We start from the raw sequence: 21081 nt of genomic DNA on the forward strand, positions 1-21081 counted from the left end.
TTCGCTTAGTGTGCACTGAAAATCAATTATTTTCCACCGTGGCGGGCATTGGTGAACCTTGCTTCATGGTTCGCCCAGATTTGGCGTTGCGTGAGCATACCCGATTTTAGCGTTGCAGTGCGTTAGTGATAGTACTCATCTGTATCCTGCCGGCTTCTGTGAGTATTTTATTACCATTTTCGTCCAAAATGACGGTAAATGGTAATCCTCCTTGTTGATTGCCAAGTGCTTTCCCCAATTCTGTGCCTGCCATCCCTGCAAGCACGATCGGGTAATTTACTGGGGTTTTTTGGAGAAATTGATCGACGTTAGAGGGGGAATCGATTGCAATACCAATCAACTCGATATTCTGCGCCTGCAGTTGTGGGTACAACTCGTCAAGTTCGGGCATTTCTTCCACGCAGGGTGGGCACCAGGTCGCCCAGAAGTTAAGCACCACAACCTTGCCTTTCAAGGCGCCCAGGTCGAGTGAGCCGCCCTGTGGGGTGTCAAATGTGTAGCCAGTCAGTGGGTAGTCGGGACCGTTTTGTGGCTTCAGACCAAAATACAGGCCAATGGCCAGGGCGAGAACTGCGGTCACAATCGGGATTAGTTTGTTTTTCATGGTGCTTCTATCAGGCGGGTCAAGCCCGCAATGTCGGTTTGAAAAGGGGTGTCGTCGGGTGCTTGTCTGTTCAGCAAGCCGCGGCGCTGTATTGGGCTGGCCACGCCCAGCTGGAACCAGCGCTGTTTCCAGCGAAAAGCCACAGCGGGGAAGGACTTGCCAGCCAGCAAGGCATCTTCACAGGCGTCGAAGTTGATGTTCTGGTTTAACAACCAATAGTCCACTTCTTTTTCATCGTCGGCAAACGCAATAATGTGCACATCCGAATGGGCGCTGCCTGTGCCGTTCACCGCTGCGCCATACACAATGGGCTCGAATTGCTGAATACCTTGCATGAATTGGAGGGCAACTTCGCGCAATTCGTTCAGTTCGCCAGGCTGGCTGTCGGCTTGAAACAGGGCCTGGTAGGCGCGTAGTTCGTCTTGAATGTCTTGATCTGAGGGAAGGCGTTCGCGGGGAACCCTTTGTTTTCCAAGCAGGGCTTTGATCGCCTGATTGCGTGCGGTGGGGTAGTCGAGGCCCTCCTCGGCGATCAGTCGGGCTGCAGTCATCGCAATTTCAATGCGAAGTTCGTCTTGCGGGGCGAAGAATTCTTCCATACCGGCAGTGTATCCAAATTCACAGGCACTACAATATGGGCTTGTTCTGAAAGGAAGAAAGAATGCACATCCACATCCTCGGGATTTGTGGCACCTTCATGGGCGGTGTTGCCCAGTTGGCCAAGGCCTTGGGCCACACCGTAACGGGCTGCGATGCCAATGTATATCCACCCATGAGCACTCAGCTTACCCAGGCGGGGATCGAGTTGACCGAAGGTTTTGGTGTGGAGCAACTGGCCATCAAGCCCGATTTGTGGGTGGTGGGCAATGTGGTGTCGCGCGGTAATCCGTTGATGGAAGCCATTTTGAACACAGGCTTGCCCTACACCAGTGGTCCCCAGTGGATTGGCGAGCATATTTTGCGCGGCCGAAAGGTGTTGGCCGTGGCGGGTACACATGGCAAAACCAGCACCAGTTCCATGTTGGCCTGGGTGTTGCAACAGGCTGGTTTGAACCCGGGTTTTTTGATTGGCGGCGTACCCGGCGGTTTTGGTGTGTCCGCGACCTTGGGGCAGGGCGACTGCTTTGTGATTGAAGCCGACGAATACGACACCGCGTTTTTCGACAAGCGTTCGAAATTTGTTCACTACCGGCCCGTGGTGGCCGTGCTGAACAACCTGGAGTTCGATCATGCTGATATCTTCCCCGATCTGGCTGCGATCGAAACTCAATTTCACCATTTGGTGCGCACTGTGCCTTCTGAGGGGCGGGTGGTGTGCCCGGCCAACACAGAATCGCTCGAGCGCGTGTTGAAACGCGGTTGCTGGACTCCCGTGGAGCGTTTTTCCGCAGAGGGGGCTGACGCGCCGTGGCAAGCCAGGGTTTTAGGTGCCTCTAAATTTGAGGTGCTAAAAAATGGCGAACTGAAGGGCCTTGTGGAATGGGGCTGGTCAGGTTTGCACAATGTGAACAATGCACTGGCGGTGATCGCTGCTGCCCATGCCATGGGTGTGAAGGTCGCTGATGCCTGCAAGGCCTTGAGTGAATTTCCCGGCGTGAAGCGCCGCATGGAATTGCGCGGTGAAGCAGCGGGCGTGAAGGTGTACGACGATTTTGCACACCACCCCACGGCCATCGCTACCACGCTGGAAGGCGCGAAAGCTCGAATGGCAGAAATTGCTGCAGCGGAAGGCAAACCTGTGGGCCGCCTGATTGCCTTGTTTGAACCGCGGTCCAACACCATGAAAATGGGAACCCTTGCACAGGCCTTGCCAGCTTCTTTCGACGAAGCGAAATTTGTGGTGTGCTACACCGCGGGCATTCAGTGGAATGTGCGCGACACCCTGGGCAGTTTGGGCTCGCGCCTTTTCACCAGCGATGAGTTGAGCGAGGTCATTGATCATGTCGTGGCGCAAGCACAGCCCGGTGATTGGGTGGTTGCCATGAGCAATGGTTCTTTTGGTGGTATTCACCAAAAGTTGATCGACGCCTTGGCCTTGGGAGTACGGGCTTGACGCCTTTCGTTTTCAGCAGCCCCGGTGACTTTGCGCGCACGGGTGGGGTGGCCGATCTGGTGGTGTATCTGCACGGGTTTCGCTCGTCGTCCAAGTCAGTGAAGGCACAAAAAATGATCGATGCCTTCGACCAAGCGGGTTTGAGTAGTCATTTGTGGGTGCCAGATCTGCCCGCGTCGCCTGCGCAGGCGTTGGCCTTGATTGAGCAGCACCTGGATGCCCGCCTGCAAAGCCAGCCCCATATGTCGCTGACCTTCATTGGTAGCTCACTGGGGGGCTATTACGCCACGGTGCTGGCCGAATTGCACACCCAGGCCTCTGTTGTTTTGCTGAACCCGGCCATCAAACCCTATGACGATTTGCAAGATCAAATTGGTAAAAAGAAAGTTTATTTTTCAGACGAAGAAATTGAGTTTGTACCCGCTTACCTGGGCGATTTAAAAGCCATGGAGCAAACCAGGCTGACCGATCCGCAGCGTTACTTTTTGGTCGCAGCCCGCGACGACGAGGTGCTGAACTGTGACACCATGCTGGCGCGTTACCGTGGAGCGCACCAATTGCACTTGTTGGGTTCTGACCATGCCTTGAGCGATTTCGATGAAATTTTGCCCTTTGTGAAATTGGCCGTGGGTTTGCCATGAGCGGTGTTGGTGCTTGGACAAGGCATTGCCCGCCAAGTTGGCCGGTGTGGGCCCGAAACTGGGCGAGCACCCCAGGTTCGCTCACCCAGCGTTTGGTGCGCCTGAACAAGGGGTTTAAAGTAGAGCCTGTTGTGCAGGGCAAGGTGTTGATTAAACACGGGCCGGGCTCAAGGGGACGCAGTGTAACGGGCCAAATGATGCGGCAACGGCTGGTTCGCCTGCATGTGGACAATGCGCCTGTGGTGTTGGCGCAAACATTGGTTGAAACCGATGGCCCTGTGAACGACTGGCATTTTTGGCGGGGTTTGGGCACCCGTTCATTGGGCACGGTGCTGTTTTCCGACCCACAGGTTAAACGTGGTGAACTTTTTTTTGCGCGGTTGCCTTTGCGGCAGCCGTGGGTGCAGCGGCTGCTGACCCCAGCCATGAAAGTCGAAATGAACCGGCATGGTTCCGGCCGTGTGTGGTATGCCCGTTGTGCGCGCTTTTCGCGCAAACCGAATCGAACACCGTTGTGGGTCATGGAGGTTTTCCTGCCCCAACTTGAATACTATCTTTAGGACTGTTGATGAATTTGTATTACGAAGAGGCCGGAGCCTTTAAAGTGGGCCGAGTGCTTCAAGAGCAGGGCAATGCCTATCAGGTGGAAACCTTGCATGGCAAACGCACCAAGGTGAAATCCAACAGTGTGATGCTGAAATTTGATGCGCTGGAATGTGCAGAATTCCACGCGCAGGTAGAGGCTTTGGCCAAAGAGGTGGACACCGAGTTTTTGTGGGAATGTTCGCCTGAAGGTGAGTTTGATTTCATGGCAATGGCCCTGGAGTATTTCGGTGAAAAACCGACCGTGGTGCAACAAGCGGCCACTTTGGCGGCCTTGCACGCGGCACCTATTCACTTTCACCGCAAAGGCAAGGGCATGTACCGTGCCGCTCCGCCCGAAATTTTGCAGGCCGCATTGGCAGGCCTCGAGAAAAAACGCCTGGCCGCCGAGCAACAGCAGGCGTGGGCAGATGCCTTGGTGCGTCGCGAACTGCCCGATGGCTTTGCCAAACAAGCTGCAACCTTGCTGGTTCGTCCTGATAAAAACAGCGCTGAATACAAAGCGTTGATGTTGGCGTGTACCGAGGCGGGTCGATCGCCCGATGTGTTGCTGATTGAGTGCGGCGCATTCAAATCAGTGCACGACATGATGCGAGCCCGCTTTGCCGCCATTTACTTTCCCAAAGGGCCAGAAATTGATTTGCCACCGCCGGAAATGCCCGCCGATTTGGCAGATCTGCCTGTCGCCAATGTGCGTGCTTTTTCCGTGGATGACATTTCAACCACGGAAATTGACGATGCCTTTAGCGTGGTTTGGCTGGATGAAAAACGTGCGCGCATTGGCGTGCACATTGCCGCACCTGCGCTGCTGATTTCTCGCGGAAGCCCTTACGACCGCGTGGCCCGTGAGCGCCTTTCGACCGTGTATGCCCCGGGCGATAAAATCACCATGCTGCCTGATCAGGTTGTGGAATTGGCCACGCTGGCCGAAGGTCGCACTGTACCGTCGGTCAGTATTTACGTTGAAGTGAGCACTGAAACTGGCGAGCTGATCAGTGAGCCCTACAGCGCCATCGAACAAGTGCCCATGGCTGCAAACCTGCGCCACAATCACCTGGACGCAGCCTTGTCCAAAGAAGTTCTGGAAGACCCTGAGTTGAATGAACTTGACGCGGTGGGAGAGTTTTTTCCAGCGTTGAAAATGTTGTGGAAAAGTTCGTGTGTGTTGCGAATGGAACGTGAAATTGTTCGCGGCCAGCCTGAGAAACACACGCGCATTGATTTCAATTTTTATGTGAGTGACGACGGCACGGTTGAAATTCAGCCTCGCCGCCGGGATGCGCCACTTGATTTGTTGGTCGCGGAGTGGATGATCTATGTAAACCGTGAGTGGGGCGGCATGCTTGATGAATGCAAGGTCACCGGCATTTACAGGGTGCAACCACCCATGGGCCGTGTACGCATGTCTACCCATGCAGCGCCGCATGTGGGTTTGGGTGTGCCCCAGTACGCATGGAGTACTTCGCCCTTGCGCAGGTATGTGGATTTGGTGAACCAGCAGCAATTGATTTCACTGCTGCGCCAAGACCCGCCCGTTTACACCGCAACCGACGCTGAATTGCTTTCTGCGGTGAACAGCTTTGATGTCACCTACAAAGCCTATGCCGAATTTCAGCAAAACATGGAACGCTACTGGTGCTTGCGCTGGATTCAGCAAAAAGGGCGAAAGCAGTTTGATGGTGTGGTGGTAAAAGACGAACTGGTCCGTCTGGACGACATTCCCCTGTTTGTTCGTTTGGTGGGTGTCACTTCGCCGGGTCGTGGTGTGCAGGTGGAGGTTGAACTGGATCAGGTGGACGAACTGACCCTGACAGTTTCATGCAAGCTTTTGGCATTGAAGAAAGGCACGCCCACTCGTTTGCTGGACGATGAGGAAGAAGAGGAGGGTGTAGAAACACCCGAAATGCCAGAAGCGCCAGTCGATGTCATCGAAGCCGGGGAATCCGAGGGTGCCAGTGCAGCGGGAGGCCCCCAGGCGTGAATACCCTGCGTGCACCTCTCGGCGACATTAACTTGAAGAAGGCACTGGTGTTGTCGGTGCTCCTTCATGCTTTGTTGTTGCTGGTGCATTTTTCAAAACCGCAGGCAGACACCGCATTCAGTCGTCCGCTGGAAGTGATTCTGGTGAATGCGCAATCGCAGAAAACGCCCAACGACGCAAAGGTGCTGGCGCAGGTGGCGCTTGATGGTGGTGGGCAGGCTGACAAGGGCAGGGCGACCACTTTGCCCGGTCAAGCCGAAGACAAAGTCAACCAGCGCGAGTTGATTGCCAGCCAGGATCGCTTGAAAGAGCTGGAGGCTTTGCAGCGCAATTTGGCGGGTGCAGAATTGCGCACCACACCGCAAAACGAAGTGCTGGACACACGCCCAGGCAACGACCCAAAAAGCCAACGTGCGCTGGAAATCAAAAGGTTGCAGGCGCAAATTGCCGACAACATCAAAAGCTACAACGAGCGGCCCAGAAAACATTTTTTCTCGCCGCGCACCTCGCCCTATGCCTTTGCCATTTACGAAGAAGCGTGGCGTGCCAAGGTGGAGCAAGTGGGCAATCAAAATTATCCCGATGAGCTCAAAGGGCGCATTTACGGCAAGCTGAGGCTAACCGCCTATGTGCGTGCGGATGGTACGCTTGAAGATGTGGAAGTGGATCGTTCTTCGGGGTCTGCTGTGCTTGATCGTGCCGCCTTGCGAATTCTGAGAATGTCCACGCCATTTCCACCTTTCCCTTCGGAAATGAGAAAGAAAGCAGATATTTTGGCGATTACCCGCACCTGGGTGTTCAGCCGTGACACCATCAGCACTGAGTATTAAGCCATGGAGATTCCTTGTTGAATGCGTTGAGTCGTCAAGCAGACCGCTACGTGGTGATCGGAAATCCGATTGCACACAGCATGTCGCCTTTCATTCATGCCGATTTTGCCGCACAGCTTGGTTTGCCCTTGCAATATGAGCGCGTGCTTGCACCGCTGAATGGATTCAGACAAACCGTGGCTGCACTTCAAGCAGCCGGTGTGAAGGGCGCAAATGTCACCGTGCCTTTCAAGCTTGATGCTTTTTCAATCGCCAGCGAGTTGCCCAATACACTGAGCACGGCGGCGATGTTTGCACAGGCTGCCAACACGCTGAAATTTAATGCTGACGGTACTGTGCTGGCTGACAACACCGATGGTGGCGGCTTGTGCCGGGACTTGGTACGACAACTCAAAACACTCGGATTGCGTCTGGATCAGTGTCAGGTGTTGATGGTTGGTGCTGGCGGTGCAGCCAGCGGTTGCGTGGCTGCCTTTCAAGCGGCTGGCATTCAACACCTGACTGTGCTTAACCGCACAGTGTCCAAAGCGCGTGAGTTGGCAGAACGTGCCGAAGCAATTGATTTGCCTGCAGCAGGCGGGGCGCTGGACACGCCGCCCTCGCATTTTGAAATACCGGGCGCTCCGGTGCTTATCGTGAATGCCTCGTCAAGTAGCCTGAAAGGCGATATGCCCGTTCTTCATGCGGATTGGTATGCGCGGGCGGTGTTGGTGTACGACATGATGTACGCTGCAAAACCCACACCGTTTATCCGCTCCCTGCACCACCAGGATTTGGCCTGTAGCGACGGTTTGGGCATGCTGGTTTTTCAGGCACAGTTGGCCTTTGAGGTGTGGACCGGGCAGTCGCCCGATGCACTGGAAACTTTGACCAAAGTTCGGCAAGCCTTGCTTGCCAAAGCAAAACAACAATGACCATGGCTCGCAGAAAATCTTCCAAAGGCGGTAGCAAGCGCAAGTTCAGCCTGAATCCTTTGGTGTGGATGTGGCGGATATTTTTCTGGGGCTTTTGTGCGCTGGTATTGCTTCAACTTTGGTACCTTGCACAAATTGCCGTGTGGACGCATGTGAACCCCAGCAGCACCAGTTTCATGCAAACCCGTTTGGCTGAAATACGCAAGACCGAACCCGGTTTTCAGTTGAAGCACGAGTGGGTACCCTACGACAAAATTTCCCTGAACCTGAAACGTGCAGTGATTGCAGCCGAGGACAGTGGCTTCATGACACACAAGGGCGTTGAAATGGAAGCCATTCAATTGGCAATCAAGCGCAACGAGCGGCGGGGCAGGGTAACGCATGGCGGCTCAACCATTACCCAGCAGTTGGCGAAAAACCTGTTTTTAACCAGCAAGCGCAGCTACATTCGCAAGGGGCAGGAGTTGGTCATTGCATTGATGATTGAGGCTTTGTGGGACAAACGCCGAATCCTCGAGGTGTATTTGAACGTGGTGGAATGGGGCAACGGTGTTTACGGTGCAGAAGCCGGTGCGAAACACCATTATGGTGTCAGTGCCGCTCAATTAAGCAGTTATCAAGCAGCCCGCATGGCGGGCATGTTGCCAGCGCCACGCTATTTTGACAAACGCAGAAACTCACCGTTTCTGGCACGCAAAACCGGTACGCTGCAAAAGCGCATGTACCAGGTTACTGTGCCCAAGTAAAAGCCTGGCGTTTCAGTTCAGCAAGGTTTCCCAAAGCGTTCGAATGGGTTTGCGCATCATCATCAGTGCAGGGTCGCTGGTTCTCGATTTGTCGTGTCCGGCCAGGCGCAAGGCGTGTTGCTTTGCGCGCAACTGCCGGTAAGCATCGGCCACATAGTTGGCCAAATCTGCAGGCAACAAACCAAGTTCTCCTGCCTTCTTCAGCAGCGCAATATTGCCCTTGTTTTTTGTCAGTTCCGGGTGCTTGTTCGCATAGCCCAGCACCAAAGCCTGCACCATAAACTCCACGTCCACCATGCCACCCAAATCGTGTTTCACATCAAACAGTTCACTGTTGTTGGGGTGTCCCTCCAGCATTTTTTTGCGCATGGTGATCACTTCTTTTTTCACGTCATTCCAGTCGCGGGGCAGTTGTAAAATTTCTTCCCGCAGCGTTTCAAACTTTTTACCTATTTCAGCATCGCCCACGCAGAAACGCGCTCGGGTCAAGGCCTGGTGTTCCCAAAACCAAGCACCCACGCCACCTTCACGGCGCTGGTAGTCTTCAAACGATTCCACACTGCTCACGAGCAAACCCGCCTCGCCATTGGGGCGCAAGCGAAAGTCAGTTTCAAACAAAGTGCCTGCGGCGGTTTGGGTGGTCAGCCAGCGGTTCATGCGCTTGGCCAATTGGGCATACAAATCGGGCGCACGGTCGTCATCGTCTTCGAACAGAAAAATAAGGTCAAGGTCAGAGGAATACCCCAACTCCTTGCCGCCGTGTTTGCCATAAGCCACCACTGCAAAACGCGGTTGTGCCCGGTGCCTTTTGGGAAGCTGATCCCAGGCTCGTTCCAGAATGATTTCAAGTGTGCAATCGGCCAGTTCAGACAACAGGTCCGAAACATGCTCGACTGTCAGCAGGTTTTCAAGGTCTTGTGTCAGTACCCTGAATAGTTGGGCATGGTGTTGTTCACGAATCAGGTCCATTTGCCGTTCAAGATCGGGCTGCCCGTCGGGCAACTTGGCTTGGTCCAGCAGTTCACGCAATTGCTGTTTCCATTGAGCAAAATCGGGGGGCGTCAACAAGGTTCGGCTGTCCAGCAATTCATCGAGCAGCAAGGGGTGCTTGATTAAAAAATTGGCAGCCCATGGGCTTGCGGCAAGCATGCGGCTTACCCGCATGCGGGCAATCGGGTATTCATCCAGAAGGCTTAAGTAAGCTCCCCGGCGCGACACGGTTTCGATCAAGTCGCAGCAGTAACGCCAGCAGGAGTCTGGCGCGGAAGAGGCTCCCGCGGCGGCCAGTAAAGTAGGCATCAGGCGGTCAACTCGCTCCCGGTGTGCGCTGGGCAAAGCCTGGTATCGGCTTGATTCAATCAGGTGTTGGTAGCGGTCTTGCGCCGCTTGCGGGTTGGTGAATCCCTGGGTGAGTGTGTCAGCCCATGGCAGTTCAAGACTGGGTGTTTCTTCGTCTTCCTGCTTGTCGCCAAACACCACGTCAAAATGGCTGGCCACGTAATTCATGTGGCGGTTCAAAGCCTTCATGAAATTGCCCGGATCTTGAAACCCCATGGATCTTGCAATGCGCAGCACCTCGGTGGGGCTGGCGGGCAGGCGGTGGGTTTGGGCGTCGTCTACATATTGCAGGCGATGCTCCAGGTTGCGCAAAAAGCGGTAAGCGGCCACCATTTTGTCGTGGTCTTCTTTGGTAATCAGCCCCAACTCCACGCACACTTCCAGCACATCGACTGTGCGCCGCAGCTGCAGCTTGGGTTCTCGGCCACCGCGAATCAGCTGGAAAGCCTGCGCAGTGAACTCGATTTCACGAATGCCGCCACGCCCGAGTTTCACGTGTACCGAGCCTGGGTGCTGGCTTTCGCGCTTGTTCACCTCGTTGCGGATTTGAACATGCAAGGCGCGCAAAGCACGTATTGAACCGAAGTCCAGGTATTTCCGAAACACAAAAGGCCGAACAATATTGTTCAGGTTGTCCAGGTTTTGCTGAAAGGCTGCGTCTTGCTCTGGGTCGACAGCCCAGTTCACCACGCGGGCCTTGATCCAGGCATAGCGTTCCCATTCACGCCCCTGCACCACAAAATATTCTTCCAGCATGTCCTGGCTTACCACCAGTGGGCCCGAATCGCCGTTGGGGCGAAGGCGCATGTCCACGCGGAACACGAACCCTTCGTCGGTCACCTCTGAAATAATCTTGATAACCCGTTTGCCCACTTGTGTAAAAAATTCGGCATGCGACTGTGTTTTCCCGGTGGGTCCGCCCAGTGTTTCCCCGTCCTGGTTGTACAGAAAAATCAGGTCAATGTCGCTGGACGCATTCAGCTCAAGCCCGCCCAGCTTGCCCATGCCCACCACCATCATGCAGTCGCCATCGGCGGGTTCGCCAAAACGATCCGCCTGCAATTTGTGGCTGAATTTCAGTGCAATTTGCACTGCGGCATCGGCCAGAAACGACAGGGCCTCGGTTACTTCGAACAGGTCGACCTTGCCTTGCAGGTCACGGCGCATGATTTCAATCATGCTGCGCTGTCGAACCAATCGAAGTTCGGCCATCAAGGCCTTTTCATCGCTTAACTCGCGTGCTTTTTCCAGCCAGGTTTCAACGCAGTTTAAAAGATGGTTTTCATCCTGCTCAGTGCTGTCCCATTCCGGGAAGCGATTCAACCAGCGTTTGGCGTATTCAGAGTGAGTGGGCCAAACCCGATGATAGAAATCCAGTGGGTCGTTCATGCGTGTCGTTATAAAGGGAAGCTTGGTTCTACAATAGCGTACTACAGGTGTTGACGATTATCGGGGCGGTATTTCTTGCAGGAAGGAACAAATCAGGCACTGGTGCAACAAGTCACGGGCAACCCCACGCTTCGGCGTGCAGGGGCGGTGTTGTTTTGGGTGTTGATTGCGGTGTATACCCCCCTGTGCATGGCTTTGCTGGCAGTTAAGTGGTTGGTGTTGCCTGAGGTGGATCGTTACCGCCCCGAGATTCAGCAGTTTTTACAAAACCAAACCGGCACCCCAATTGAAATTGGCGAGATACAAGCCAGTTGGCGAGGCTTTGGCCCCTTGCTGGTGGTTCAAAACGTTCGTTTGCCCCAAGCCAATGGTGTCCCCGGGTTTACTGCCGAACAAGTGCAGTTAACCTGGTCTTTGCCCAGTATTCTTGCATTCAACCCCCGCTTGAAAAACCTGGAAGTACAGTCGCCAGAACTCAGTGTGGTGCGCAATTCCCAAGGCATTTTTGAAGTGGCCGGCATTCCCATGCTGGACGACGGAACTGAAGGTAACCCTGGCCTGGACTGGTTGCTGGCACAACAACGCGTGTTGCTGACAAATGGCGTTTTGAACTGGACAGACGCCATGGGACAGTTTCCCCAGGCGCAAGCCATCGAGACTGAGCTGCTCATCGAGAATGGTATAAGTCGCCACCAGGCTGGCCTTACTTTCAAGCTGCCTGTGTTGGCCCAAACACCGGTCAATGCCCGTTTGAACTTTAAAACGCCCTTGCTTGAACGCCAGCTGGGCGATGTGAGCAAATGGAAAGGCAGCTTTTATCTCAATACGCTGGTGGACCAAACTGAACCGCTGGAGTCGGTATTCAAAACTTTTGGCCTGGATGTGGACTTAACCCAGCCACAGGGAAGATTGTGGATTGATTTTGAGGATGGTTTGGTGCAACGCTCACTGCTGGATGCGCGGGTGGGTAAATTGCGTTTTTCCAATCCCGAGGTGGATGCTGCGCCTTTTGACATGACCAACACCAGCGCGCTGATTGAAGTTCAGGGTCAACATGCATTGTTTGAACCGAATGCCATTTCGATTCGACAATTGAAGGGGCAGATCGCCGGTCAAAAGCAGTTCGGCCCCACCGACCTGTCGCTCAGGAAGCAAGCCAGCGCCGACGGGGTTGACTGGGGCATACAAATTCAACAGCTGGACGCGGCGCAGGCGCAGGCTGTGGTGCTGGAATTGGGCCCGCACTTGGGTCAACTTCAGCGGCTTGAAACCCTGAAGTCTTTTGAAGTGGCCGGAATGATCAACCGGGTGGCTTTGGATTGGAGAACCTCAGGGGACAAGCCTCATGAGGAATCCGTGTCGTTCAAGTCCGATGTTGATTTCAGCAAACTCACTGTGCTGTATCGCGACACTTCGCCAAAATCAAATGGCAGAATCACCGGTTTTAAAAACCTCAGCGGCACATTCAAAGGCAGTGACTCCAAGGGAGAATGGACCTTGGGGGGCAGTAATTCTGAGATTTCATTGCCTGAAATATTTGCAGCAGAAACACTCGCTTTCGACGCCATTGAAGGCCGGGGCGCTTGGCGAGATGTGTTCACCGCCAATCAGCCGGCAGAGTTTTCAGTGGAGCAACTGACGGTCAGCAACTCTGATTTGCAGGCGCAAGTTGAAGGCAGTTACCAGTTTCGCCGGAATGAATCGGACGTCATTGACATCAAGGGCACCCTGCCCATGGCCAATATTGAGCGGGTGGCCAATTATCTCCCCTTGGTGATTGGGGCCAGTGCACGGGAATGGCTGGCCGAGAATTTGAAAGCTGGCATGGCAAAGAATGGTCAGTTTGAACTGTCTGGCCGATTAAGCGACTTTCCCTTTGCAGATCCCAAGCACCCCGGTGTGTTCAAGATCGAAGTGCCTTTCGAAAATGGTGAGCTGACCTATGCCCCGGGTTGGCCGGGCATTCAAAAGGTGGACGGCAAGGCCACCTTCATTGGCAAGCGCATGTTGATTCAGGCTGATATTGCTGAAACTTCAGGGGTAAGTCTGAAAGCTGTTCAAGCCAGTATTGACAACCTGGATGCCTGGGAACCACTGCTGGAAATCAAGGGGCAAGGTCAGGGCGAATTGAGCAAAATGGTGGCTTTTGTGAATCAAAGCCCGGTTCGGGAAATTCTGAACGAAGCGCTGATTAATGCCCAGGTTGAGGGCAATGCCAATCTTGATTTGCGCCTGTCCATTCCAATTGCAGCTCCCGAGAAAACCCAGGTGAAAGGAGATTTGCAACTGAAGGGCAACTCCATACGTGTGGTGCGGGGTATGCCGGTGGTCAGCAATGTGGATGGGCTCATCCAGTTTTCCAACAAGGGTTTGTTCATCGACCAACTTCAAGGCCAGGCCTTGGGTGGCCCGGTTGTGGTCAAAGGCACCACCGACGCCAACGGACGAATGGAAATCAGGGCCAATGGCACAGCGCGTGCCAAGGGACTTGCCCAATATTTGAACCCGTTGAGCGAACCTTATTTGGCCGGTAGTGCACCGTATACGGTGGTGGTGGCAACACGCGACAATGGTGTGGCAGTTGATGTCAACAGTCAGTTGCAGGGGTTGGAAGTGAAGTTGCCAGCGCCTTTTGCCAAAAAGGCAGATGCCCGCTTGCCATTCAAGCTGAACCAAACCGCCACTGCGCAGGGCGAACGTTGGCAAGTTGATTTGGGTCTGGATACCAAGCCACTGGCACAGCTGCGTGCCGCAGTTCTTGATGACGGTGGTCAAGCTGGTATTGATTCCTTGCAGTTTGCGATCGGCGCGCCTTTGGCTGCTCCCACTGCTGGCATACAGGGCGATATTCGGGTGCCGACTATTGATTTGGACACGTGGCGCACCATTTTCAACGACATCACCTCGGCATCTGGCAACACGGGCTTGATGGGCGAACTGATGGGTGACCCCACCACCGAAACCAATGTGAAACTGAAAGTTGGAATTCGCACAGAGCGTTTGAATGTGGGCAGCAAATCATTCGAAGGCGTGTCAGTGGCCGCGCGCACCGTTGAAAAGCGATGGCAGTTTGATGTGAAGGCCAAAGGTGTCGATGGTTATCTTTCCTGGATTTCAGACAAACAACGCCCGGATGGCGCTGTGTTGGCGAGATTTAAAACCCTGGTTATTCCGAAAACGCTGGACAGCGGTATCCGTGATTTGGTCGAAGAACCGGCTTCCAGTATTCCAGCCCTAGATGTGCAGGTGGACAATTTCAGTTTGAATGACCTGGTTTTGGGTAGCCTTAAATTGATCGCGGTGAATCAAAGCCGTGAGGAACAGGCGCGTGCGGTGCTGGGGCAACGCCCAAAAGAATGGAAGCTGGAAGAACTCCGCATAGAAAACCCCGAATCGATTATTCGGGCAAAAGGGGTTTGGCAGTATGGCGAAAACCTGAAGAATCAGCGCACCGACATTGACGTTGACCAAACCGTGAAAAATGCGGGTGGGTTGTTAACCCGACTTGGCATGGCTGGGGTTTTTCAAGGTGGTGAGGGTACGCTGGTTGGGCGATTGCGCTGGGATGATGCCCCCACGAACATTGATTACGGCAGTTTGAGCGGTCAATTCAAGCTGAAAAGCAGCAAAGGGCAGTTTTTGAAGGCGGATCCCGGTGTTGCCAAATTGCTGGGCGTGCTTTCACTGCAAAGTATCCCGCGCCGTTTTGCACTTGATTTCAAAGACGTGTTTTCAGAAGGTTTTGCGTACGACACCATGGAAGCTGATGTGACCCTGAAAGAGGGCATTGCCAGCACCCAGAACTTCAAAATGACCGGGCCCAGCGCCACCGTGTTGATGGATGGCAAGCTGGACCTTGAAAGTGAAACCCAAAACCTGAATGTGGTTGTGTTGCCTGATCTGAATCCAACGGGTGGTTCGCTGATTTATTCCGTGATCGCGGCCAACCCCGCGGTGGGTATTGCGTCATTGATTGCCGATTTTGTACTGAAAGACCCGCTGTCAAAGATTTTCTCGTTTCAGTACAAAGTAAGTGGTCCATGGGTGGCCCCGGTCATTGAACGGGTTCGAAAGGGCGACCCTGTAACGCCGCCCACCAATGACTCCAACACAAGGAATTAGCATGAGCAAGCCCATGATGGTTGCCAGCCTGCAAATGATTGCCACCCCCGACCTTGAGCGCAATCTGGATATTGCGCAACGCCTGATCGGGCAGGCGGCAAAGCAGGGCGCACGCATGGTGTTGTTGCCTGAATATTTTTGCCTGATGGGTCACAAAGACACGGACAAGCTCGCGATCGCTGAGCCCTTCGGCAGTGGCCCCATTCAGCAGTTCCTGGCTGATCAGGCCGCAGTCCGAAATTTGCACATTGTGGCGGGCACCTTGCCAATTTCCAGCCCGGTGGATGGCCGCGTGTACAACACCAGCCTGGTGTTCAACCCGCAGGGCGAATGCACAGCACGCTACGACAAAATTCACCTGTTTTGTTTCACCAAAGGGCAGGAAAGTTACGATGAGGCCCGTGTGTTGCTGCCGGGGAACACGCCAGTGGTGGCGGATGTGGATGGCTTCAAAATCGGTCTTTCAGTGTGTTACGACCTGCGATTTCCCGAGCTTTACCGCGCCATGGGCAAAGTTGATCTAATCGTGATGCCCGCTGCATTCACCTACACCACCGGCCGGGCGCACTGGGAGGTGCTCATGCGTGCCCGCGCCATTGAAAACCAGTGTTATGTGCTGGCCTGTGGCCAAGGCGGCCTGCACGAGAACGGACGCCGCACCTGGGGCCATTCCATGTTGGTGAACCCGTGGGGCGAGGTTGAGAATGTGCTGGAAGAAGGCGAGGGGGTTGTGCTGGGTCAGCTCGACCCTGCTAAGATAGTTGATGTGCGAAACAGCTTGCCCGCGCTTACGCACCGCGTGCTTTAAAGGATTCAAAATGAAAGTAGTAGACCCCGCCATTTCCAACCTGGCCACCGCTCAAAGCCTGTTGTGGACCCCCTACGGTATCGATGAGGGCCACATTCAAAAGGCCTTTGGTGAAATTTTCTCACACAAGGTAGATTTCGCCGATTTGTACTTCCAGTACGGCTGCATCGAAGGCTGGTCGCTCGACGAAGGCATTGTGAAATCGGGCAGCTACAACATTGAACAAGGTGTGGGCGTGCGTGCCGTGAGCGGCGACAAAACTGCTTTTGCCTATTCCGACGACATTGCATTCAAACCCATTTTGGCAGCTGCCAAATCGGTGCGTGAAATTGCAAGCCTGGGAAAAACCGCCAACCGCAACCTGAAAACAGGCAAAGGTTTTGCGGGTGCTGAAAGCAGGGCGCTGTACAGCCCCTTGAACCCCATTCCAACGCTAACCTCCACTGAAAAAGTGGACCTGCTCAAGCGCCTTGAACAATTCGCCCGCAAACGCGACAAACGCGTAAAGCAGGTCATGGCCAATGTTGTGGGTGCGTACGATGTGGTGCTGGTCGCCCGAAGCGACGGTGTTCTGGCCGCGGATGTACGCCCCTTGGTGCGTGTGAATGTGAGCGTGGTGGTTGAGCAAAAAGGTCGTCGCGAGACCGGATCATCGGGCGCAGGTGGTCGTTATGACTTTGGCCATTTCAACGACGCATTTTTAATGCACCATGCGCACACCGCGGTTGATCAGGCTTTGATCAATCTGGAGGCTCGCCCTGCCCCGGCGGGTACCCAAACCGTGGTGCTGGGTTCTGGCTGGCCCGGCATTTTGCTGCATGAAGCGATTGGCCACGGCCTGGAAGGCGATTTCAACCGCAAGGGCAGCAGTGCATTCTCCGGCATGATTGGTCAGCGTGTGGCGGCCAAAGGCGTCACCATTGTGGACGATGGCACCCTGGCCAGCCGCCGTGGTTCGCTGAATATCGACGATGAAGGCAACAAAACCCAGTGCACAACCTTGATTGAAGACGGTATTTTGAAGGGCTACATTCAAGACATTACCAATGCGCGCCTGATGAAAATGCCGGTGACTGGCAATGGTCGCCGCGAAAGTTTTGCTCATTTGCCCATGCCCCGCATGACCAACACCTACATGCTGAACGGCGATAAAACCCCTGAGGAAATTATTGCCAGTGTCAAAGATGGTGTGTATGCCGTGAACTTTGGCGGTGGCCAGGTAGACATTACCAGCGGCAAATTTGTGTTCTCGGCTTCGCTGGCCTACAAAATTGAAAACGGCAAAATTACCTATCCGCTTAAGGGTGCGACCCTGATCGGCAATGGCCCCGACTCGCTCACCAAAATTTCAATGGTAGGCAACGACATGGCATTGGATGACGGCGTGGGTACCTGTGGCAAAGAAGGTCAAAGTGTACCCGTGGGCGTTGGTCAGCCCACCTTGCGCATCGATGGACTGGTGATGGGCGGTACGCAGTAAACTAGCGTTGGGGTGCGTAGGGGGCGATTGCATCATCCTCTTGCGCCCATTCCGCATGCAAGGCCAAAAGGTTGCCTTGATCTGCGGGTTGTGGGCCTAGAAGCACGCCAATGTCACCCGTTAGTCGGTATAACAGATTGACGTCAATGGCCTGCTTCGACAGAGACCAGGGGCCCAATGGCGTCGCTACCAGCAGGTTGCTCGGACCACGCTCAAGCAAATGGCTGGCGACTTCGAGCGCCTCGAAGCTGTTGTTGTCCAAGGACATGGCCAAACGAGTAACCTCTCTGGCGTTGTGCCGCACTTCATCAGTGCAATTCTCTAGTTTGCGAAGAAAGTCCGCATGACCCTCATTGGGTTCCAGGAAGGTGCTTTTGAGTTGTTGTAAAGCGGACGCGGCAACAGCCTGCGCCTGTGGCAACATCATCCACGATGTGCAGATATTGTTCACCAAGGGAATTAAAATTGCGGTCTGCGCTCTGATTTGCGTGGCCAAGGCCCTGACCGCTTCCACGGTGGGGCGTTGTTGGGCCTGCTGGGGTGCAGGGGCAATATTCAATGGGTTCATTTGAATTGGGTTGATTTCGTTCATGCTCATGAGTGTTAGGTTGGTGTATTGAAATTGAACGCCTGAGTGAACTCAAAGCTGTCAAAGTTCCTTGTTTTTCAGTGGGATGCCAACCACATCCACCTGTGACTTGCTAGAATTCCGTTCAGCGCGCTTGCACAGCGGCCATGAATTGATTACATTTAAAAGATGAACACGATTTTCGCGCACTCTTTTTATGCTTTTTTTGGCTTCTTTGCCTGGTACGGGCAAGCGGCGGAAGAGGGTTGTGCGTAAAAACACATAGTTCAAATGAATCCCAAAACCGCCAGGCCCTAAACCCCTGGCGGTTTTTTTTTGAACCGACACTTTGAACAAAAAGCGCGCCAGCATTCAGGAGAATTGGCATGAACACGGTAACAGACGACTTGAGAATCAAAGAAATTAAAGAACTGATCACCCCGGCGACCTTGATCGCAGACGTGCCCGTTACCCCTGCAATTGCAGACACAGTGGCGGGTTCTCGCAATGCCATGCACAAAATTTTGCATGGTGGCGACGATCGCTTGATCGTGGTGATGGGCCCATGCTCAATTCACGATGTGAAAGCCGCCATGGAATATGCCAACAAGCTGAAGGTGTATCGCGAAAAATACGCGGAAGACCTGGAAATTGTGATGCGCGTGTATTTCGAGAAGCCACGCACCACTGTGGGCTGGAAAGGGCTGATCAACGATCCCAATCTGGATGGTAGCTTCGAGATCAACAAAGGGTTGCGCATGGCCCGTGAAGTGCTGTTGAACATCAACGGCCTTGGTTTGCCAGCGGGTACCGAGTTTCTCGACATGATCACTCCCCAGTACATTGCTGATTTGGTCAGTTGGGGTGCCATTGGCGCCCGCACCACTGAAAGTCAAATTCACCGTGAGTTGTCTTCTGGCCTTAGCTGCCCGGTCGGTTTCAAGAACGGTACCGACGGCAATGTGAAAATTGCCGTGGATGCGATCAAGGCTGCGCAGCACCCACACCACTTCCTGAGTGTCACCAAAGAAGGTCGAAGTGCAATTGTCAGTACCTCTGGCAACGAAGACTGCCACATCATTCTGCGTGGGGGCAAAGGCCCCAACTACGACGCAGCTTCTGTTGAAGCTGCCTCTGCAGACATCGGCAAAGCAGGCCTGGCTGCCCGCATCATGATTGATGCAAGCCACGGTAACAGCAGCAAAGTGCCCAAAAACCAGGTTGGCGTGTGTGAAAACATCGCCGAGCAATTGGCTGCAGGCGACGCACGCATTATGGGTGTCATGGTTGAAAGCCACTTGGTGGAAGGCCGCCAGGATCTGGAACCCGGCAAGCCATTGACCTATGGTCAAAGTATTACCGATGGTTGCATTGGCTGGGACGACAGCCTGCAAGTGCTGGAGACATTGGCCCAAGGTGTGCGCAAACGCAGGCTGGCTCAGGTTGCCTGATATCAGGGTTTAGCTGCCGACAACTGTTGGTTAAGAACAAAGAATCCCGCCGGGTTTAAAACCCCGAGCGGGATTTTTGTTGTGCAGAACGAGTTTTGCTGAGTAATAAGTTGAACTTCTATTGTGCAGAGTTAACAGACTTATCCTTTTGTGACTTTGTGGACTATTCAATATGTATTCAAGTTCTGTTTACACTAGCAACCCTGTGGTCGAACAATTCAACTTTAACAAACAAAATTTGAGCAACTTAAAGCGAGACATTTCTCCCTTGGCCAGTGCAGCTTTGGCGTTGGCCCAAACTGCAAGGGAAATGAAAGCGCATGTAGCAGCCACGACCGGTAAATCCAAAACCTTGTTGTTTGCCCCTCAGGGTGGGTCTATTCAGTCTAAAGATTTGATTAAACTCTTGGGTGATGCCAAAGACACACTCAAGGATTTCGCATCAAAGGCACAAAGCCTTGATCAAGAAGTCGATTTTTTTTCGAATCATCAAGAGGTTTTGTTTCGAGGTAATCTTGCAGGTATACCTCAGGCTGACAAGGTGAATTGGTGCACTGGTCAAGTTGAAAAGATACAGAAACGAGCAAGTAGATTGGGCGCGGATCAGAGCCCCAAGGTGAGTGCGGCAATCAGTAAGCTTAAAGTTGCAGCGCAATACACCCAACGAAATATCCAGTCCGATCTGGACACAAAAGTGATTGCTTTGAACAGAAATCCTCATTGATCTCGAATGATTGACTGTTGTTGGCGCATGTCTTTGCAGAACGGTTGTATCGAGGAACCATATTTGCGTGATTCTCCACGAAGCGCTCCTTAACTGAATCAGGAGCGCTGACCCAATGCAAAATTCGACCTTAAATCTTCATGCCCAGTTGCAACACAGCACTGCCGTGCTGGACGGTTTTATTTCTGATGTTCAAACCTTGAAGAAAGAATCCAGCGAATTGACCAAATCAGTCAATTCGCTGGCTAAGGTATATTTGAAGCAATGCAAGCGTTTTGCTACACCGCCCTGCGTGGCCAATCCCGTACTTCAGAAGCTGGAGAATCTGCATGTATGCAGTAGTCTGGTTCATGATCAGGCTGACAACCTGAAAGTGTGTCTGGATGCTGTGATGAAAAACAGCTACAAACCCGACTTGAAGCGTGCTGACCAAGGCAAGCCTACCAAAGTGTTGGTGCAGGCTGAACAAGAGGCAGCCACTTTCGAGACGCATATTCGCTTGGCTGAAAGTTTGGTCGCCTCAGTTTTGCCGCAGCATGCGGCACCTGCTTGCTACAACGCCTTGTCATCTGAATACCGTAGTTTGGGAAACCTTGTTGATGCTTTTGAAGGAACCCAGGGTTTGATAAACACGAGTATGCGCACGCCGTTGCTCGGCGAATTGAGGGTGGGAACGCTCAAAGCTGCAGCCCTGCACCTGCGTGATCAAGTCGAGGCCCCCAGCGTGCGCCAACGAGTTCCACCAGCAACCTGCAGTCTCTAATTCCATTTTCACAATTTCGGCCAAGCAGGCGGGTTTAATCCACGTTAAGCCCATCTCCCCCAGTAC

General features: G+C 53.6%; 18 protein-coding genes. 13 read left to right on the top strand and 5 right to left on the bottom strand.

What is annotated here, in order from left to right; all coding sequences use genetic code 11:
* Positions 1-106: 106 nt before the first annotated feature.
* Complete coding sequence (locus FRIGORI9N_RS14605; protein WP_159572659.1) at positions 107-604, bottom strand: TlpA disulfide reductase family protein; 498 nt, start codon at positions 602-604, stop codon at positions 107-109.
* Entirely contained in the window at positions 601-1203 is a 603-nt protein-coding gene (locus tag FRIGORI9N_RS14610) for a hypothetical protein (protein ID WP_159572661.1), read from the bottom strand. Before FRIGORI9N_RS14610 ends, FRIGORI9N_RS14605 begins: the two co-directional genes overlap by 4 nt.
* A gap of 62 nt (positions 1204-1265) precedes the next feature.
* Between FRIGORI9N_RS14610 and mpl the strand changes: the two genes are divergently transcribed.
* Genes mpl through mtgA form a run of 7 tightly spaced genes read left to right on the top strand, consistent with a single transcriptional unit; the run spans position 1266 to position 8372 of the window.
* Positions 1266-2657, top strand: coding sequence for a UDP-N-acetylmuramate:L-alanyl-gamma-D-glutamyl-meso-diaminopimelate ligase (mpl, locus tag FRIGORI9N_RS14615; RefSeq protein ID WP_159572663.1), 1392 nt, complete (start codon positions 1266-1268; stop codon positions 2655-2657).
* The gene (locus FRIGORI9N_RS14620; RefSeq protein WP_201301510.1) at positions 2654-3298 is read left to right on the top strand and encodes a YqiA/YcfP family alpha/beta fold hydrolase; all 645 of its coding nucleotides are present in this window, start codon (positions 2654-2656) and stop codon (positions 3296-3298) included. The genes mpl and FRIGORI9N_RS14620 overlap by 4 nt, the downstream gene beginning before the upstream one ends.
* Positions 3295-3858 (top strand): chorismate lyase, encoded by a 564-nt coding sequence (locus tag FRIGORI9N_RS14625; protein ID WP_159572665.1) that lies wholly within the window; start codon positions 3295-3297, stop codon positions 3856-3858. The genes FRIGORI9N_RS14620 and FRIGORI9N_RS14625 overlap by 4 nt, the downstream gene beginning before the upstream one ends.
* Before the next feature lie 8 nt (positions 3859-3866).
* On the top strand, positions 3867-5882 hold the full coding sequence (locus FRIGORI9N_RS14630; protein WP_159572667.1) for a ribonuclease catalytic domain-containing protein: 2016 nt from the start codon (positions 3867-3869) through the stop codon (positions 5880-5882).
* Positions 5879-6712 (top strand): energy transducer TonB, encoded by an 834-nt coding sequence (locus tag FRIGORI9N_RS14635; protein WP_159572669.1) that lies wholly within the window; start codon positions 5879-5881, stop codon positions 6710-6712. Before FRIGORI9N_RS14630 ends, FRIGORI9N_RS14635 begins: the two co-directional genes overlap by 4 nt.
* A 14-nt stretch (positions 6713-6726) precedes the next feature.
* Positions 6727-7626 (top strand): shikimate dehydrogenase, encoded by a 900-nt coding sequence (gene aroE, locus FRIGORI9N_RS14640; RefSeq protein WP_236550918.1) that lies wholly within the window; start codon positions 6727-6729, stop codon positions 7624-7626.
* Positions 7623-8372: a monofunctional biosynthetic peptidoglycan transglycosylase gene (gene mtgA / locus FRIGORI9N_RS14645; RefSeq protein WP_159572671.1), complete on the top strand. Its 750-nt coding sequence runs from the start codon at positions 7623-7625 to the stop codon at positions 8370-8372. Before aroE ends, mtgA begins: the two co-directional genes overlap by 4 nt.
* A gap of 12 nt (positions 8373-8384) precedes the next feature.
* Here mtgA and glnE read toward each other — a convergent pair whose 3' ends face one another.
* A complete protein-coding gene (gene glnE / locus FRIGORI9N_RS14650; protein ID WP_159572673.1) occupies positions 8385-11099 on the bottom strand; it encodes a bifunctional [glutamate--ammonia ligase]-adenylyl-L-tyrosine phosphorylase/[glutamate--ammonia-ligase] adenylyltransferase in 2715 nt (904 codons plus the stop codon).
* 75 nt (positions 11100-11174) lie between these two features.
* On the opposite strand from glnE, the gene FRIGORI9N_RS14655 reads away from it, so the two are divergent.
* The 3 genes from FRIGORI9N_RS14655 to tldD are packed head-to-tail and all read left to right on the top strand — an operon-like array spanning position 11175 to position 17509.
* Positions 11175-15221 carry a YhdP family protein gene (locus FRIGORI9N_RS14655; RefSeq protein WP_159572675.1) on the top strand — a complete coding sequence of 1349 codons (4047 nt, stop codon included), beginning with the start codon at positions 11175-11177 and terminating at the stop codon, positions 15219-15221.
* A gap of 1 nt (position 15222) precedes the next feature.
* A complete protein-coding gene (locus FRIGORI9N_RS14660; protein WP_371717406.1) occupies positions 15223-16029 on the top strand; it encodes a carbon-nitrogen hydrolase family protein in 807 nt (268 codons plus the stop codon).
* 10 nt (positions 16030-16039) lie between these two features.
* Positions 16040-17509, top strand: a complete 1470-nt coding sequence (tldD, locus tag FRIGORI9N_RS14665) for a metalloprotease TldD (RefSeq protein ID WP_159572679.1) — start codon at positions 16040-16042, stop codon at positions 17507-17509.
* A 1-nt stretch (position 17510) separates the two neighbouring features.
* Here the strand turns inward: tldD and FRIGORI9N_RS14670 are convergent, their stop codons facing one another.
* Together FRIGORI9N_RS14670 and FRIGORI9N_RS14675 are read right to left on the bottom strand one after the other, a co-directional pair.
* Positions 17511-18107, bottom strand: a complete 597-nt coding sequence (locus FRIGORI9N_RS14670; protein WP_159572681.1) for a hypothetical protein — start codon at positions 18105-18107, stop codon at positions 17511-17513.
* A gap of 51 nt (positions 18108-18158) precedes the next feature.
* Positions 18159-18449, bottom strand: coding sequence for a hypothetical protein (locus FRIGORI9N_RS14675; protein WP_159572683.1), 291 nt, complete (start codon positions 18447-18449; stop codon positions 18159-18161).
* Positions 18450-18463: 14 nt separating this feature from the next.
* Here FRIGORI9N_RS14675 and aroG point away from each other — a divergent pair, with 14 nt between their 5' ends.
* From aroG to FRIGORI9N_RS14690, 3 genes are all read left to right on the top strand, one after another.
* Positions 18464-19528 (top strand): 3-deoxy-7-phosphoheptulonate synthase AroG, encoded by a 1065-nt coding sequence (gene aroG / locus FRIGORI9N_RS14680; RefSeq protein ID WP_159572685.1) that lies wholly within the window; start codon positions 18464-18466, stop codon positions 19526-19528.
* Positions 19529-19700: 172 nt separating this feature from the next.
* Positions 19701-20252, top strand: coding sequence for a hypothetical protein (locus tag FRIGORI9N_RS14685; protein WP_159572687.1), 552 nt, complete (start codon positions 19701-19703; stop codon positions 20250-20252).
* Positions 20253-20367: 115 nt separating this feature from the next.
* Positions 20368-21015 carry a hypothetical protein gene (locus FRIGORI9N_RS14690; RefSeq protein ID WP_159572689.1) on the top strand — a complete coding sequence of 216 codons (648 nt, stop codon included), beginning with the start codon at positions 20368-20370 and terminating at the stop codon, positions 21013-21015.
* Positions 21016-21081: the final 66 nt, after the last annotated feature.

Origin of the sequence: Limnobacter sp. 130 (assembly GCF_902506325.1) — a bacterium.
GTDB lineage: Bacteria > Pseudomonadota > Gammaproteobacteria > Burkholderiales > Burkholderiaceae_B > Limnobacter.

Bases quoted from the DNA above. Each gene is read 5' to 3' on its own strand.
- mtgA (WP_159572671.1), top strand. From the start codon at position 7,623: ATGACCATGGCTCGCAGAAAATCTTCCAAAGGCGGTAGCAAGCGCAAG.
- glnE (WP_159572673.1), bottom strand. From the start codon at position 11,099: ATGAACGACCCACTGGATTTCTATCATCGGGTTTGGCCCACTCACTCT.
- FRIGORI9N_RS14690 (WP_159572689.1), top strand. From the start codon at position 20,368: ATGCAAAATTCGACCTTAAATCTTCATGCCCAGTTGCAACACAGCACT.
- FRIGORI9N_RS14685 (WP_159572687.1), top strand. From the start codon at position 19,701: ATGTATTCAAGTTCTGTTTACACTAGCAACCCTGTGGTCGAACAATTC.
- FRIGORI9N_RS14660 (WP_371717406.1), top strand. From the start codon at position 15,223: ATGAGCAAGCCCATGATGGTTGCCAGCCTGCAAATGATTGCCACCCCC.
- aroG (WP_159572685.1), top strand. From the start codon at position 18,464: ATGAACACGGTAACAGACGACTTGAGAATCAAAGAAATTAAAGAACTG.
- FRIGORI9N_RS14630 (WP_159572667.1), top strand. From the start codon at position 3,867: ATGAATTTGTATTACGAAGAGGCCGGAGCCTTTAAAGTGGGCCGAGTG.
- FRIGORI9N_RS14610 (WP_159572661.1), bottom strand. From the start codon at position 1,203: ATGGAAGAATTCTTCGCCCCGCAAGACGAACTTCGCATTGAAATTGCG.
- FRIGORI9N_RS14605 (WP_159572659.1), bottom strand. From the start codon at position 604: ATGAAAAACAAACTAATCCCGATTGTGACCGCAGTTCTCGCCCTGGCC.
- mpl (WP_159572663.1), top strand. From the start codon at position 1,266: ATGCACATCCACATCCTCGGGATTTGTGGCACCTTCATGGGCGGTGTT.
- FRIGORI9N_RS14670 (WP_159572681.1), bottom strand. From the start codon at position 18,107: ATGAGCATGAACGAAATCAACCCAATTCAAATGAACCCATTGAATATT.
- FRIGORI9N_RS14625 (WP_159572665.1), top strand. From the start codon at position 3,295: ATGAGCGGTGTTGGTGCTTGGACAAGGCATTGCCCGCCAAGTTGGCCG.
- tldD (WP_159572679.1), top strand. From the start codon at position 16,040: ATGAAAGTAGTAGACCCCGCCATTTCCAACCTGGCCACCGCTCAAAGC.
- FRIGORI9N_RS14675 (WP_159572683.1), bottom strand. From the start codon at position 18,449: ATGCTGGCGCGCTTTTTGTTCAAAGTGTCGGTTCAAAAAAAAACCGCC.